This window comes from Acidobacteriota bacterium (assembly GCA_018001935.1).
GTDB lineage: Bacteria > Acidobacteriota > JAAYUB01 > JAAYUB01 > JAAYUB01 > JAGNHB01.
Genome location: JAGNHB010000093.1, coordinates 1 through 15,634, shown reverse-complemented (window position 1 = coordinate 15,634; position 15,634 = coordinate 1). Strand labels below are relative to the sequence as shown.

The 15,634-nt window shown below is 66.5% G+C and carries 13 protein-coding genes; 8 read left to right on the top strand and 5 right to left on the bottom strand.

Features of this window, described 5'->3' with window-relative positions:
- From KA419_20475 to KA419_20450, 6 genes are all read left to right on the top strand, one after another.
- The coding region (locus tag KA419_20475) for a PBP1A family penicillin-binding protein (GenBank protein MBP7868310.1) at positions 1-2,292 on the top strand (2,292 nt) is incomplete at its 5' end.
- A gap of 90 nt (positions 2,293-2,382) precedes the next feature.
- Positions 2,383-3,420, top strand: coding sequence for an S-methyl-5-thioribose-1-phosphate isomerase (mtnA, locus tag KA419_20470; protein ID MBP7868309.1), 1,038 nt, complete (start codon positions 2,383-2,385; stop codon positions 3,418-3,420).
- A gap of 18 nt (positions 3,421-3,438) precedes the next feature.
- On the top strand, positions 3,439-4,482 hold the full coding sequence (tsaD, locus tag KA419_20465; GenBank protein ID MBP7868308.1) for a tRNA (adenosine(37)-N6)-threonylcarbamoyltransferase complex transferase subunit TsaD: 1,044 nt from the start codon (positions 3,439-3,441) through the stop codon (positions 4,480-4,482).
- A gap of 404 nt (positions 4,483-4,886) precedes the next feature.
- Positions 4,887-6,452 carry a signal recognition particle protein gene (gene ffh / locus KA419_20460; GenBank protein MBP7868307.1) on the top strand — a complete coding sequence of 522 codons (1,566 nt, stop codon included), beginning with the start codon at positions 4,887-4,889 and terminating at the stop codon, positions 6,450-6,452.
- Positions 6,449-8,014 (top strand): oligosaccharide flippase family protein, encoded by a 1,566-nt coding sequence (locus KA419_20455; GenBank protein MBP7868306.1) that lies wholly within the window; start codon positions 6,449-6,451, stop codon positions 8,012-8,014. The genes ffh and KA419_20455 overlap by 4 nt, the downstream gene beginning before the upstream one ends.
- Complete coding sequence (locus KA419_20450) at positions 8,014-8,943, top strand: hypothetical protein (protein MBP7868305.1); 930 nt, start codon at positions 8,014-8,016, stop codon at positions 8,941-8,943. Before KA419_20455 ends, KA419_20450 begins: the two co-directional genes overlap by 1 nt.
- A 1,140-nt stretch (positions 8,944-10,083) precedes the next feature.
- On the opposite strand, the gene KA419_20445 is transcribed toward KA419_20450, so the two are convergent.
- The 4 genes from KA419_20445 to KA419_20430 all read right to left on the bottom strand — a co-directional run bounded on the left by KA419_20445 (position 10,084) and on the right by KA419_20430 (position 14,203).
- Positions 10,084-11,451: an RsmB/NOP family class I SAM-dependent RNA methyltransferase gene (locus tag KA419_20445; GenBank protein MBP7868304.1), complete on the bottom strand. Its 1,368-nt coding sequence runs from the start codon at positions 11,449-11,451 to the stop codon at positions 10,084-10,086.
- A complete protein-coding gene (locus KA419_20440; GenBank protein ID MBP7868303.1) occupies positions 11,448-11,981 on the bottom strand; it encodes a YigZ family protein in 534 nt (177 codons plus the stop codon). Before KA419_20440 ends, KA419_20445 begins: the two co-directional genes overlap by 4 nt.
- Positions 11,982-12,051: 70 nt before the next feature.
- On the bottom strand, positions 12,052-12,222 hold the full coding sequence (locus tag KA419_20435; protein MBP7868302.1) for a 4Fe-4S binding protein: 171 nt from the start codon (positions 12,220-12,222) through the stop codon (positions 12,052-12,054).
- Between the two features lie 154 nt (positions 12,223-12,376).
- On the bottom strand, positions 12,377-14,203 hold the full coding sequence (locus tag KA419_20430; GenBank protein ID MBP7868301.1) for a glycosyltransferase family 39 protein: 1,827 nt from the start codon (positions 14,201-14,203) through the stop codon (positions 12,377-12,379).
- A 221-nt stretch (positions 14,204-14,424) separates the two neighbouring features.
- Here KA419_20430 and KA419_20425 point away from each other — a divergent pair, with 221 nt between their 5' ends.
- Both KA419_20425 and KA419_20420 read left to right on the top strand, forming a co-directional pair.
- The gene (locus tag KA419_20425; GenBank protein ID MBP7868300.1) at positions 14,425-14,658 is read left to right on the top strand and encodes an AbrB/MazE/SpoVT family DNA-binding domain-containing protein; all 234 of its coding nucleotides are present in this window, start codon (positions 14,425-14,427) and stop codon (positions 14,656-14,658) included.
- Entirely contained in the window at positions 14,651-15,079 is a 429-nt protein-coding gene (locus KA419_20420; protein ID MBP7868299.1) for a PIN domain-containing protein, read from the top strand. The genes KA419_20425 and KA419_20420 overlap by 8 nt, the downstream gene beginning before the upstream one ends.
- Before the next feature lie 153 nt (positions 15,080-15,232).
- On the opposite strand, the gene KA419_20415 is transcribed toward KA419_20420, so the two are convergent.
- A partial coding sequence (locus KA419_20415; protein MBP7868298.1) for a hypothetical protein occupies positions 15,233-15,634 on the bottom strand: 402 nt, incomplete at its 5' end.

Genomic DNA, 15,634 nt, shown 5'->3' with positions numbered 1-15,634 from the left:
CCCGCGCCCTTCCCCCCGCCCGAGGACCCCGCCCGGGTGGCCTCGCGCAACCGGACCCGCCGGGTCCTCTTCTGGATCTTCTACGCCTTCATCCTGCTCCTCTTCACCTGCGCGGGGGTCGCCATCGGCCTCTACTACGGCTACATGCTGGACCTCCCCGAGGTCCGCGCCCTGGAGAACTACCAACCCTCCATCCTGACCGAGATCTACAGCGACGACGGGACCCCCATCGGCCAGTTTTTCCTGGAGCGCCGCAAGCTGGTGAACCCGGCCGACATCCCCCGATACTTCAAGCTGGCCGTCATCGCCATCGAGGACAAGAGCTTCTACGACCACATGGGCATCGACATCCGCCGCATCATCTCCTCCGCCGCCATCAACCTGTGGCACGGCAAGGTAATGCGGGGCGCCAGCACCATCACCCAGCAACTGAGCAAGCTGCTCTTCCTGACCCCCGAGGTCAGCCTCGAGCGGAAGATCAAGGAAGCGCTCCTCTCCATCCAGATCGAAAAGCGCTACTCGAAGGAAACCATCTTCACCTTCTACGCCAACAAGATCTACATCGGGCACGGCAACCACGGCATCGCCTCCGCCGCCGAGTTCTACTTCAACAAGAACCCCCAGGAGATGACCCTGTCGGAGTGCGCCCTCCTGGCGGCCATCATCAAGAACCCCGGCCGGTACTCGCCCATCAACCACCCGGACAACGCCCTGGCCCGGCGCAACATCGTGCTCCAGGAGATGTACCAGGACGGCTACCTGACGGAGCGGGACTACCGCGACGCGCTCGCCGAGCCCATCCAGGTCGCCGCGAAGGACTTCGACCGCAACTTCTGCGGCTACTTCCTGGAGTACGTCCGGCAGTACCTCCAGAAACGCTACACCAACAAGCAGATCTTCACCCAGGGCCTCCGGGTTTACACCACCCTGAACATCGGCCTCCAGAACGCGGCGGAACGCGCCGTGCGGGACGGGCTCCGTTCCTACGACCAGCGGAAGGGCTGGCGCGGCAAATTGCCCAACCTCATCGCGTCCGGCAAGAGCGACCTGGGAGCCTTCCGTCACCCCGACTGGGAAACCCGCCCGGAACCCGGGGCGGTCTGGACCGGCGTCGTCCTCGACTCCCGGACGGACCGCGCCCGGATCAGTTTCGGCCGGTACACCGCCTACCTCGTCCCGGATCAGGTGAAGTGGCGGATCCCCGGTAAAACGCTTGCCTCCAAGGCGAAGCCCGACATCCGGGACTATCTCAAGCGGGGCGATCTCGGTGTCTTCGTAATCAAGCAGGTCGACGACGCCCGCAAGGTGCTGGACGTGGAACTCGACCAGACGCCCCTCGTGCAGGGGGCCTTCCTCGCCCTGGACACGAAAACGGGGGCCATCCGGGCCATGGTCGGGGGGACCCAGTGGGAGAAGACCAAGTTCAACCGGGCCACCCAGGCCAAGCGGCAGACGGGGTCGGTTTTCAAGCCCTTCGTCTACACCACCGCCCTCCTCCAGGGGCGCTCGCCCGACGACATCATCGACGACGCCCCGTTCTCCGTCGAGGTCGGCCGAACCCTTTACACCCCCAACAACATCGACGGGGAGTTCGAGGGCCCCATGAGCTACCGGCTGGCCCTCGCCAAGTCGAGGAACGTGCCGGCGGTCCGCCTGGCGTGCGACGTGGGGATCTCCAAGGTCATCCAGACCACGAAGCGCTTCGGGGTCACGGCGGTCCTGCGGCCCTACCCCTCCACCGCGCTCGGGGCCAACGAGATGACGCTGCTGGAACTGGTGTCCGCCTTCTCGGTCTTCCCGAACGACGGCCAGCGGGCCCAGCCCTTCATCATCGAGCGGATCGAGGACGCCCACGGGGAGGTCCTCGAGGAGCACCAGAAGTCGGCCATGAACGTGATCCCCCAGGGCGTCGCCCGGCAGATGGTCTCCATGCTCCAGGGGGTGGTGCAGTTCGGCACCGCCGCGAAGGCCAACGAGCTCAAGGTTGCCTGCGGCGGGAAGACCGGGACCACCAACGACTACACCGACACCTGGTTCATCGGCTTCACCCCCTCCCTCACCGCGGGGGCCTGGGTGGGCATGGACGAGAAGAAGTCCCTGGGGTCGGGGGAGACCGGGTCCAAGAATGCCCTGCCCATCTGGATCGCCTTCATGAAGGAGTACCTCAAGGGACGGCCGTCGGAGCCGTTCGCGGAGCCTCCCCCGCCCGCGGAAACCGAGTTCGAGGAAGGTCCTTCCCCCGCCCCGCCCGAACCCCCTCGCCGCGGGATCGTGGAACAGGACCTGGATTGATGAAGGAGAATTCAGAATCCAGAATGCGTTAATGCATCGATTCCATTCTGAATTCTGAATTCTGGATTCTGAATTCTGACGTGAGGATTCATGTTCAAAACCATCGAGTGGACGCCCGAGGGCGTCGTCATGATCGACCAGCGGCTCCTCCCCAACCGGGAGGTCTACGCCACCTGCAGGACCAGCGCGGAGACCGCCGAGGCCATCCGCGGCATGCTCATCCGGGGCGCTCCCGCCATCGGGATCGCGGCCGCCATGGGGGTCGCCCAGGGCGTGGCCGAGATCCCGGCGGACCTGGGCCCGGCGGAGCGAACGGCCCGGTTCGAGGCCGTCTGCGAGTGCCTGTCCGCCACCCGGCCCACGGCGGTCAACCTCTTCTGGGCCATCCGCCGGATGCGGAAAACCTTCGCCGCCCTGGACGGTCGCCCCTGGCCGGAAGTGGCCGCGGCCATGGCCCGGGAAGCGGTGAACATCCACCTCGAGGACGTGGAGTGCTGCCGGCGCATCGGCCACCACGGTCAGATGCTCATCCCCGACAACACCACCTTCCTGACCCACTGCAACGCGGGCGGCCTGGCCACGGGCGGTTACGGGACCGCCCTGGGCGTCATCCGCGCCGCCGCCGAGTACGGCAAGCGGGTCCGGGTCTTCGCCGACGAGACGCGCCCCTTCCTCCAGGGGTCCCGCCTCACCGCCTGGGAGTTGAAGAAGCTGGGCATCCCCGTCACCGTCATCACCGACAACATGGCGGGGCACTTCATGGCCCGGGGATATATCCAGGCCGTGGTGGTGGGGGCCGACCGGATCGCCGCCAACGGAGACACCGCCAACAAGATCGGGACCTACATGGCCGCCCTGGCCGCCCGGGAGAACCGCATCCCCTTCTACGTGGCCGCCCCCCTCTCCACTCTCGACCTGAGCCTCCCCTCGGGGGCGGACATCCCCATCGAGGAGCGCCCGGACCGGGAGGTGACCCACGTCGGCGAGACCCGGCTGACCCCCGAGGGCGTGGGGATCCGAAACCCCGCCTTCGACGTCACCCCGAACCACCTGGTGAGTGCCATCATCACCGATCGCGGCGTGGCCCGCCCCCCCTTCATCACGTCGCTGAAGGCGCTGGCCGGCTGACGGCACGGGAGAGGCCCGATGCTGACCCTGGGGATCGAAACCTCCTGTGACGACACCTCGGCGGCCGTCCTGGCGGACGGCGGACGGGTCCTGTCCAGCGTGGTGTCCTCCCAGGTCCGTCTGCACGCCGAGTACGGCGGGATCGTCCCGGAACTGGCCTCCCGGGCCCACATCCGCAACATCCGCCCGGTGGTGGCCGAGGCCCTGGAGCAGGCCGGGGTCACCTTCCGAGACCTCGGCCTCGTGGCGGTCACCCACGGGCCGGGCCTCATCGGCTCGCTCCTGGTGGGGGTCAACTACGCAAAGGCCCTCGCCGGCGCCCTCGGCGTCCCCCTGGTGGCCCTCAACCACCTCGAGGGGCACTTCTTCTCCCCCTTTCTCGAGCACCCGGAGATCGCCTTCCCCGTGGTCCACCTCATCGTCTCCGGCGGTCACACCACCCTCTACCACGCCCGGGAACCCGGCGATTGCGAGATCCTGGCCGCCACCCGGGACGACGCGGCCGGGGAAGCCTTCGACAAGGCCGCCAAGATGGCGGGCCTCCCCTACCCCGGCGGTCCCCCGGTGGACCGGATCGCCGCCGCCTGCCCCGAAGCCGGCGCCCGCTTCGCCCTGCCCAGGATCTCCGACGGTTCCCTGGACTTCAGCTTCAGCGGCTTGAAAACCGCGCTCCTCCAGATCCTTCAGAAGGAGGGGATCGGGCCCGCCGCCGGGGAGGACGAGGTCTCCCCCCGCCTGGCGGCGCTTCTGAAGGGGTTCCAGTCCGCGGTGGTGGAACAGCTCCTGCACCGCGCCGAGCACTTCTGCCGCCTGCGAAAGCCCCGGGGCTTCCTCCTCGGCGGCGGGGTGGCCTGCAACTCCCTCCTCCGCGCCGAAGCCAACCGCCGGTTCTCACGCCTCGGGATACCCGTGTTCTACCCCTCGCCCGGGTTCACCACCGACAACGCCGCCATGATCGCCCTGGCCGGGCAGTTCCGCTTCGGGCGCGGCGAGATCGCCCCCGCCGGACTCAACGCCGACGCCAACCTCCGCTTCGGGCACTACCCTGCGGACCGCCGCTGACCGAGCTCGAGACCATCCGTCCTGGCGGCGCTTTGGTGGTTGCGTTCCTCTGTGCCACCGCGGGGGATCCGTCCGGAATGTCCTCTCACCAAGGCACCAGAGGGATGGAGATGCGCCGTCTCTGCTCACCGTGCATCGGCCAGGCCCCTCCTCCGGTCTCCGATCTCCGGTCTTCTGCCTTTTTCGTTCGTGTGGTTCGAGTGGTTCGTGGTTCAACTTCCGTGTATTTCGTGGTGCCTTTTCCGGTTTTCCCGGGTCGGGTTCCGGAGCATTCTCAATATCCGTGCCCTTCCGTGTTCATCCGGGGTTCAATTCCGGTCGCGCCCAAACCCGATTTTCGGGTTTCCAATCCCGTGCACATCGGGTACAATGCGCGATTGACATTTTGATCGGGAGAACGGCGTATGCTGGACATATTGACGAGAGGGTTCACGACGGTCAAGAACAAGCTGCGGGGCCTCGAGGTCCTCACCGAGGACACCATCGACGACGTCCTGGGGGACGTGCGGCGGTCCCTCCTCGAGGCGGACGTGGCCCTCCCCGTGGTGAAGAAGTTCCTCGCACAGGTCAAGGAGAAGGCCGTCGGGGAGACCGTCCAGGTCCGGGTGAAGACCGGCGACCAGAAGATGCGGGTCTCCGCCTCCGACATCTTCGTCAAGATCTGCGAGGACGAACTGATCGGCCTGCTCGGCCCCGTCGACACCCATCTCCGCTTCCGCTCCGGCCACCCTTCGGTCGTCATGCTGGTGGGTCTCCAGGGCTCCGGCAAGACCACCACGGCCGGGAAACTGGCCCGGTTTCTGGAAAAGCAGGGACGGCGGCCGATGATGGTGGCCGCCGACGTGTACCGCCCCGCCGCCATCGATCAGCTGGAGTTCATCGGGAACCAGCTCGAGGTCCCCGTCTACAGCCGCCGCGGCGAGGACCCCGTGAAGATATGCCGGGATGCCCTGTCGGAGGCGGCCCGGACCCAGCGGGACGTGATCATCCTCGACACGGCCGGCCGCCTGGCCATCGACGAGCGCCTGATGCAGGAACTGGAGTCCATCAAGCGGGAAGTGCGGCCCGACAACATCCTGGTGGTCTGCGACGCCATGATCGGGCAGGACGCCGTGAAGATGTCCACCGAGTTCAACCGCCGGCTGGACGTGGACGGCTTCATCATGACCAAGCTCGACGGCGACACGCGGGGCGGCTCCACCCTCTCCGTGAAGGAGGTGACCGGCAAGCCCATCAAGTTCGTCGGCATGGGCGAAGCCTCGGACCGGCTCGAGGAGTTCCGGCCCGAGGGGCTGGCCTCGCGCATGCTGGGCTTCGGCGACGTGGTGGGCCTCGTCCGCGATTTCGAGGAACTGGTGGACCAGCAGAAGGCCGAGGAAGACACCATGCGGATGCTGCAGGGCGGCTTCACCCTGGCCGACTACGTGGAGCAGATCCGCACCCTCAAGAAGATGGGGCCCCTGAGCGAGGTCATGGACAAGCTGCCCGGGATGGCCGAGGCCTTCCCCAACGGCGTCCAGGTGGACGACCGGGCCATGGTGCCCATCGAGGCCATGATCAACTCCATGACCCCCAGGGAGCGTCTCGAGCCCCAGCTCATCAACCAGAGCCGGGCCGCCCGGATCGCCCGGGGCAGCGGCAGGAAGCCCCACGAGGTCCGCAACCTCATCGCCCAGTACCAAGCCATGCGCAAGATCTTCGCCAACCTCGCCACGCCCGCCACCTTCCTCGGCAAGATCCCCGGCCTCAAGAAAATCGACCAGTTCCTCCAGATGCGAAAGATGGCCAACGAGATGATGGGCGGGGAGGACCTGAGCAAGGCCATGGAGGGGATGAAGAACCCCTTCAAGAAGAAGTTCCAGCCGGAGTTCGCCACCAAGTCCCTCACCGGCCAGGACTGGAAGAAGCTGAAGAACAAGCGCAAGGCGGAGCGGAAGGCCCGAAAAGACCAGAAAAAGCGCAAGAAATGAACGTCGAGAGCACCGACAGGCTTCACGCGGAGGACCTTCCGGGGGTCGCCAAGGGGGCTGCCTTCACGCTCGTCTGCCAATTTCTCGACAAAGCCCTCGGCTTCGTCTTCGCCATCCTGGCGTCCCACCTCATCGGGCTCGAGAACTTCGGGATCTACAACATCTGCGTCTCGGTGACCTACCTCGCCGCCACGGTGGCCATGGCGGGGTTGTCGGAAGGTCTCGTCCGCGAGGGGAGCGTCCTTTACGACCGCGGGGAGTGGGGCCGTTTCGCCGGGTTGCGGCGATTCGTGATCGCTTTCCCGCTGGCCTTCTCCCTGGGGCTTGGGCTGCTGGTCTGCCTGATGGCGCCCCTGATCGCCCGCCAGTTGCTCCACGACCCGGACCTGGCCTGGGCGGTCCGGGTCACCGCCGCGGCCATACCCTTCTTCGCGCTCACCATCATCCTGGTCCAACTGGCGGCGGCCCTCCGGGTGGTCCGGTATTTCGCTCTCATCAAGCTGTTCAGCGAGCCGTTCCTGAAAGTGGTGTTCTTCCTCGCCCTCTTCTGGGCCGGGTGGCGGCTGGGGGCCATCACCGGCGGTTTCCTGGCGACCATGGCGGCCTGTTTCCTCCTGGCCCTCCTGATGGTCGGCCGCCTGCTCCGGAAACTCCCGAAAGCGACGCCGGAACCCGTGGAGCACCGGCGCCTGCTGGCGTTCTCCATCCCCCTGCTCGGCCCCATGCTGCTCAGCAACGTGCTGGTCTGGACCGACATCCTCCTGCTGGGCAAGTTCGTGGAGGACAAGGCCGCCGTGGGGCTGCTCTCCATCGCCCTCAAGATCATGCTGATCCCCGAGGTGATCCCCAAGGCCTTCATCATCCCTGCCACCCCGCGGCTGGCCTCCATGCTCGGCAGCGGGCGGTGGGACGACCTCGTCGCCTTCTACCGGGCCGTGGGCCGCTGGGTGTTCTCCCTGGCCTTCCCGTTCTACCTCTTCCTGATGGTCCGCGCCGACCTCAGCCTGCGCATCCTCAGCCCGGAGTTCGAGCGAGGCGCCCACTTCCTGGCGGTGCTGTGCGCCGGCCCCCTGGTCGTGTCGATTCTCGGCCCCTCGGACGCCTTCCTGTCCATGGCGGGCCGCTCCCGCCTTCAGCTCTTCAACGCGCTCTTCGCTTTCGTCCTCAACGTCATCGCCAACCTGTGGCTCCTGCCGCATCACGGCGTGAACGCGGTGGCCTGGGTCCTGTCCGGGACGCTGGTCGTTTACGGGTCCCTCACGGCGGTGGAAATCGTGGTGCTCTACCGCTTTTTCCCCGTCACCCCCCGGGTGCTGACCACCCTCCCGGCCCTGGTTCCCGCCGTCGCGGGGCTGCTCTGGCTCAAGGCCCACCCGCTGACCGCTCAACCCCACCTGGAGTTCGGGCTGGAGGCCACCCTGCTCTTCTCCTTCTACGCGCTGCTCCTGTTCCTTCTGGGCATGGACCGGGCGGACCGCAAAGTGCTGTTCGACATGTTCGGCCGCATCCGGGAACACGCCCGGGAGATGCGCCGGCCGCCCGAAAAGCGGTCATTCCTCTGATGAGCGCGATCTGGCTGGGTTTCCTCCTCGCCCTCGCCGCCGCCCCGCCGCCGGCGGGAATACCCTGGGAGGGCCAGGTGGCCTCCGAGCCGGGGACCTGCGTCGTCCTGTGGGACCTTCAGGCCGGCTCGACGGTGTGCGCGGGGGACACCGCCCTCCTGGACCGCCGGGTCCCCGCCGGCTCCTGGATGAAGCTCTTCCTGGCCTACGCCCTGGCGGCAGCGGAACCGGCCTCCCCCTCATTGCGGTTCCCCTGCCGGGGCTGGGGCGACCCTTCCCACCGTTGCTGGCTCAAGGACGGGCACGGCTCCCCCGACATGGCCGGCGCCCTGGCCCTCAGCTGCAACGCCTGGTTCGGCCAGGCGGAGGAACGCCTGTCCCCCGAGACGTTCCATGGGCACATCGCCCCCTTCTGGAACGGGAAACTCCCCGCCCCCCCCGCGGCGGAAAACGCCCTCCGCGCCTGGCGGGCCGCCTTCTTCCGGGGCGATCTCGCCGCCTGTTCCCCGGTCTTCCGGGACCTGGCGGCCGCCGTGGCCTCCCTGGTGCTCGACCGCCCCGTGACGCTTTACGGGCCCGCGGACCGGGCGGCGTTCCGGTCGGGAGACCCGCCGCTTCCGGTCGGGGACCCGGCGGCCGTCTCGCTGATCCGGCGCGGGATGGCCGCCTCGGCCGCCACCGGGACCTCCCGTCTCTTCCGGGAAGCGTTCGGGAAGGATGACCTCTGGGCCAAGACCTCCTCCACCACCCGTCGCCGGTCCGGGGGACGACCGGGGGACGCGGTCTGCATGCTCTGCGGGTTCTACCCCGCCGGGTCCCCGCGGGCCGCGGTCTTTCTCTTTGTCCCGCGCGGTTTCGGACCTTCGAAGGCCGCCCCGCTGGCCGGCCGGATCTTCCGGGATTTCTGCACCCGCAGGCGGCTTTACTGAGAGAGAAGGCTGTGGGCTGTAGTCCCTTCAAAGTAAATTCTTTGGCAAAATGAGCAAGATTTGAAATCGTCGGTGGGCTCCCACCGCTTTCAGAGCGGGGAAACCCGATGCGGGGACGAAGAAGGGAATCCCGGCAGCGTCGTCCGGTTTGCCACGCTTGTGCCGATCCGGGTCCGGAATCGACGTAACAGGCCTCTCGCAAAGACGCCAGGATGCAAAGCCTCGCAAAGGAATCCCCCTTTTCCGCTTCCGGCTTTGCGAGGCTTGGCGTCTTTGCGTCTTTGCGAGAGGTAAAAACCGCCTGTTTTTTTCTGGAGCGTCCGGATGATCCGTGTCCATCCGTGTTCATCCGTGGTTTCTCTCCGGTTTATCCGGGTTGGGCTGTAGGCGCGGAGGGGGGTTCCCATCGGGGTCGGTATCGGTATCGGTATCGGTATCGCAATCGCAGTCGCAGTCGCAATCGCAGTCGCAGTCGCAATCGCTGTCGCAATCGCAGTCGCAGTCGCTATCACAATCGCTGTCGCAATCGCTGTCGCAGCTGCAATCGTTCTCGCAACCGGGATCGGCGGCCCCCTTGGCGGCGACAGCCCGCAACCCCCGATCTTCTCCCTTCCTTGCGGAGTGCGGCGCGAAGGCTGCCGGAGCGCCGCTTTGATCGCGCCGCGCAGGCCGCCGAAACGGCGTCCTGTCCCCGGGGCGGCGGGGCGAGGAAACGCACCCCGAAAGGGTGCGGGGAAGGCGGGTCCGTCTGAAGGTTCAGGCCGGAATCAGGGCCGTCGGGATCACCCTGCTTTCGCCCCGGAATCCCGTTCGTGTCTTCCGTGTATTTCGTGGTTCAGTCTTCCGATCATCCGTGTTCATCCGTGGTTTTTTCCGGTTTACCCGGGTTGGGCTGTCGTACCTTCAAAGTAAACTCGTTGCCAAATCGCGCAAGATGTTGGAAACAAGCTTTCGGGAGGGGTGATCGCGGGTGATGCGGGATTTACCTCCCATGGGGTCTTCCTTTGCGAGCTTGGCGCCTTGGCGAGAACCTGTCCGGATCTTGATCTCGCAGGCGCAAAGATCGCCAAGAAAACCGGACAGCCGGGATGCAGCCAAAGGGTACGGAAGTCCGCCTTCACCGGGTCGCCACGAAACAGATCATTCCCTGGGTGGGCCGTCGCCGACCTGTTTCCGCAGGAGGGCGCAGAACATGCCCGGCATCCGGTGCTTCTGCGGGAGGACCTGGAAGTAGCGGTCGTCGATGAAGGTCTCGAACTTCTCCGCGGGGAGCCAGAACCCCGTGGCGTGGTGCTCCGCGAGAAACGCCGCGGGGCTCACGAGGTCCCACCCCTCCCGGCTGCCGAGGAAACGCCGCACCACCTTGTGGTTCTCCTCCTGGAAGAGGGAGCAGGTGATGTAGGCCAGCAGGCCGCCCGGTGCGCAGAAGGGGGCGGCCTCGTCGAGGATGCCGAGCTGGACGCGGTTCATCTCTTCGGGCTCGCTGTCCTTGAGCTTCCACTTCAGCTCGGGCTGGCGCCGGAAGTTCCCGCTCCCGGTGCAGGGCGTGTCCACCACCACCAGGTCGAAGAGCAGGCTGCGACGCTTGATGGACGCCATCCCCTCCATCCGGACGTTCTGCACCCCCTCGCGCCGCAGGCGTTTCCGGAGGTTCTGCAGCCGCCACATCTGCTTGTCGTGGACGTAGACCTCCCCCCTGCCCTTCATGATGTGGGCCAGGGTCAGGCACTTGCCCCCCTCCCCCGCGCAGAAGTCCAGCAGCCGGGACCCGGGCCGGGGGTTCAGGTAGAAGCAGGTCAGCTGGGAAGACAGGCTCTGCAGGGTGAATTGCCCCTTTCGGTACCCGGGGTGGGACAGGGCGTCGAAGCGACGGGTGAGGGTGGCCCCGAAGGGCGACCACTCGGAAGCCGCCCCGGCGAAACCCTCGGCCCGAAGGGAATCCAGCAGTCCCTCCACGGAGCCCTTCAACGGGTTGACCCGGACGGCGACGTCGGGGAGCGTGTTGTTGAAACGGCAGAGGTCCTCCACCTCCTTCCAGGGGTAGGCGCCGAGCCACTTGCGGATCATCCAGAGGGGGTGGGAGTGGTACAGCCAGAGGCATTCCAGGTCCTTTTTCTTCTTCGCTTTGAAGATTTCCTCCGGCGGGTTGTGCTCGAGAAAGCCGAGGAACTTGCGAACGCGGGATTTCGCCGCCATGGCCGAGAAGACCGTTTCCTCCACGGGCCCCCGGACCGCCCCCTCCTGGTGGCGGCAGGCGATCCAGAGGCGGATGTCCTCGGGTTCGGTGTCCTCGATCCCCGTTTTCTCCGCGAAACGTTCCACCAGGGTCCGGTAGCGGTTCTTGAGCTGCACGAAGCTCATCACGGCGTCGTGCAGCCACTGGCGTTCCTCCGTGGTGTACTCCCCGGCGCCCAGGAGGCGTCCGATGGCCCGACCGGCGAATTCCCGCCCCGCGAGGAGTTCGGCCACCGTCTCCTCCAGTCGCTTGATGTCCGCCATGAAGATCATACAATCTCCTTCTCGAAGAACAGGGTGACTTTCTCCCCGAATTCCTTCCGCACGATCTCGGCGCCCTCCGCCTTGAGCCGCCGCTCCGCCTCCGGGAGGGCCGCGTAGTCGAGGACCAGGCTCCCGCTTTCCCGTCGGGTGAGCGGCCGGATCCCCGCCACGTCGAGGGCCGAGGACGCGCCCCCGCCGTAAGCCCGGACCAGCCCGCCGACGCCCAATTTGATCCCCCCGAAGTACCGGACCACCACCACGGCCGCGTTGGTGAGGTCCCGCCCCTGGATCGGTGCCAGGACGGGTCGACCCGCGCTGTTGTGAGGCTCCCCGTCGTCGGAGAACCGGATGCACTGGCGTCCGTCCGCCTCCCGGATGACGTAGGCGAAGACGTAGTGGTTCGCCCCCGGAAAGCGCCGCCGGATCTCCTCGAGCTGCCGGCGGAACGCGTCCTCGCTGTCCGCCCGGAAGGCGAGGGAAACGAAGCGGGATTTCTGGATGAGGGCTTCCGTTTGAGAATCCCGGGCGAGGGTGAGCATGTCGTCCTGCCGGCGAATAAAAAAAAGGAAACCCGGTGGGGTTTCCTTGGGTTTCCCTCGCTGGGGATGCTTATTCTTCGGGGGCGATGGCACCCACCGGGCAAACGTCGGCGCAGGTCCCGCAGTCGGTGCAGGTGTCAGGGTCGATCTTGTAGATATCGCCTTCGCTGATGGCATCGACGGGGCATTCGGGTTTGCAGGTTCCGCAAGCGGTGCAACTGTCGCTGATCACGTAAGCCATGGATGACCTCCTAAAATCAAAAATCGGCAGAATGATAAGACGCCCGTCGAAGGGCTGTCAAGTGAAATCTCGTGTCCGCCCTTCCTCCGAAGCTGTTTGCACGCGCCGTCCCGGCGCGAGGGTGAGAAGGGCAACCCCGCGCGCGGGGGAAGGGTCACCCGTCGGGGATGACGGTCAGCCTCGCCGGGGGAAGGATGCCCAGGTTGTCCTTTTCGCGTCCCGGGTCGGGGGGAAGGGTTTGAAGGATGCGATAGACGTCCAGGATCTCGAGGGGGGGGTCGCCCGTCGCGGGCGCCAGCGGGAGAAGGCCCCAGTAATCGCTCCAGAAACCGGCCCGGGCCCGGGGGCTCAGCGTCCGCAGCGGGCAGGGGGTCCGGACCGCCAGGCGGGCGATGCGCTGCGCCCGGTGGCCCTCCTCGTAGGCCGAGGCGTAGGTGGAGGACAGCAGGGCCGGGCGGACCAGGATGTCGCCGGGCCGGGGCCTCCGGTCGTAGCGCAGGATGCACTTCCCCCCCCGGGCGCTGACATAGTGCCGCAATCCCCACTCGCCGGCGTACCAGAGTGTGCGCCCCGGAGCGGCGTAACGGGCGAAAATTGCGTCCACGGCCGCCCGCTGCCGACCGGCGAGGTCGGTGTCCGCCCACGCCGCCAGGAGGGCCAGGGCGACCTGCCCCCCGGCCAATAAGGCCCAGAGAGGACGGCGGCGCCGCCCGGGCGCCGGGTTTTCCCCCGGCCGCTCCCCGGCGGGGCCCGGGGACAGGGATTCGCTCAGGAGGAAGCACAGAACCGCCGGCGGGACGATCCAGAGCAGGTAACGGACGGCCCCGTGGGGCCACGTCTTCACCGTGAGGAGGAACAGGAGCGGAAGCCAGGCGGCCAGCGCGAGGTGGAAGGGCCGCCGCTCCCGGTCGAAACGGGCGGCCCGGGCCGCCGCCAGGGTCCCCTCCACCAGGAGGATGATCCCCGCGGCCGCCCCGAACGCGACCAGGGCGTGCCGCAGCGTCCCCTCCCCCGGGAACCGGAGCGCCAACCGGAAACCGATGGCCAGGGCGGCCAGGAGGTAGAGCTTTCCCCGGATCGTTCGCCACTGCCAGACAAGGAGAGCGGCGGGGAAGAGGACCATGGACCCGGCGGCGACGAGGTTGTAGAAGAGGCGGTACTCGACGCCCCCGTAGCTGCGGTCCTGGATCACGGCGACCACCCGGGCGGCGTCCGCCAGGACGAAGCGGCCGGTCTGGAACCAGACGAAAGCCAGCCACCCCCCCAGGCAGGCCGCGGGCGGCAAGCCGAGGAGGAGGGTGTTCCGCAGCCGCCGTCGCGACAGGAGCAGCGCCACCCCCGGCGGGAGGAGGAACATCACCGCCACGTAGGAGACGAGGCAGGCCGCCCCGATCCAGGCCCCCCCGGCCAGCACGGCCGCCGGCCGGTTGTCCCGGAGGCCGCGGAAGGCCGCGGCGACACCGGTCACGCCCAGCGCCAGCGCCGGCAGGTCCATCATCACCGTGTGGCTCACCGTGAAGACGGCCGGGGAGAAAAACGCCAGGAACGCCGCGGGGAACGGGGGAAGGGCGAAGAACTCCGCCAGGCACCAGACCGCCGTCACCAGCAGCAGCGAGAAGAGGATGAACCCCAGGTGAAGCGACCACTCGGGGTCCTCTCCCCCCAGCTTGTAAAAGGGGTACATGAGGTAGACCACCAGGGGGGGGTGGGAGTGGGACATCATGTCCGTGGAAACCTGGCCGTCCCACAGCACCGGCTCTCCCATGGGGTTGAGGGGGGCCCGGTCGATGTTCCGCATCAGCCGGAGGTAGATGGGGTCGTCGATGTTGAAGGCCGAGACCAGGGCGAAGGCCAATTGCACCAGCACAACGACGGTAAGCAGGACCGCGAGAGGGCGCCTCCCCGCCCAAAGCCGGGCGGCTCCCCAAGCCCCCCCCAGGATTCCCTGACTGCCCGACGGCACATTCAACCCAGCACCCATCTGTTCCTCCACCTCTTCCCCGTCCTCGCCGATTTTCGCGCCAGGCAGAACTGAAAACGTCATCCCTTTGGATTCTCAATCCTTTGGGCCCCAAAGTCAAGAGCATTGGAGCGCCGTCCAAGACCCGTGAACCGGAATATCGTAAACAATGGGTCATTGACAAGGCACTGTTTCCTGCTATATCATATATTCAGGAATTTATAAATTTTCAGGAGTTCCATATGCCTTCTGTAAAAGTTCTTCCTAAGGGTCAGATTACACTTCCGAAGGAATTTCGGAAACAATTCCATATTCTGGACGGGGACACCCTGATCATCGAGGTGGAAGCCGACCGTGCAATCCTGAGGAAAAGCAAGAGTCTCTTTGACTTCAAGGGAGCGCTGCCCGACTTGGGGATGAGCATCGACGAAATCCGGGACAAAGCCCTCACCCTCGGGGCCGGCGATCATGACTGAAGCCTTCCTCGACACCAGCGCACTGCTCCGGTTCCTGATCAAGGACGATTCCCGCAAGGCGGACGCCGTGGAGGACCTGCTGAGGACGGCGCCCGAGAAGGGGATCGCTCTCCATATCCTGCCGGTGGTCCTTCTCGAGATCGTCTGGGTCCTGGAAAAGGTCTACCGTCTTGAGAGGAGAGCAATCCGTGAACTCCTGGAAGCCATTGTCAGCACATCGGAGGTAAAGGTGATGATGGAGGACGTCTTCCTTCAGGCCGTCAAGGTGTACGAAGAGAAGAACGTGAAATTCGCCGATGCCGTGATGGGCTACTGGGGGCTCTCACAGAAGCTGTCCAAGGTTTTCACTTACGACGAGAAAGACTTCCGGCGCATTCCGGGCCTGACGGTGTGCAAACCAGAATGGCCTGTTGGAAGATGAGGTCAGTGAATCACCCGGAGTGCGATGCTGCGAGTATCTCTGGCCGATCTGGCGGCCATGCCTCCGACCACGCTCTTTTAAAAAAAAGGGCGGGCTCGATAGCCCGCCCAGTGTAATTTCCGCTCCCCGCAGCCGGGGCGCGGTCGATCGGCCTCAGTAAAGGGGGACCCCGGCGTAGGTCACCAGCCGCTTCCCGTCCGACGTCTCGATGAACGCGTGCGCCGTGAAGATGTTGTTCCCCTCCACCAGCAGCCACGCCATCACCCCGTCCGTCGGGATCGCCTCCGTCACGTCCACGTCCGCCTTCGCGTTCTTTGCCAGCGCCACCGGGTACGTCCCCAGCAGCAGCCCGTCCGCTCCGTACGCTTTCACCGTCGCCGCCATCGGCGCGTCGCTCTTGTTGATCAGCCGCACGTGCGTGCCCCCGAGCTCAACCACCGGGAACACCTGCCGCCCGTACGCCTGCTCCAGCGCCCGCAACCCGTCGAACCGGAACGGCGTCCCCCGCGACAGCACCAGCTCGAAACCCACGATCCGCTCGAACGCCCCCAGCAG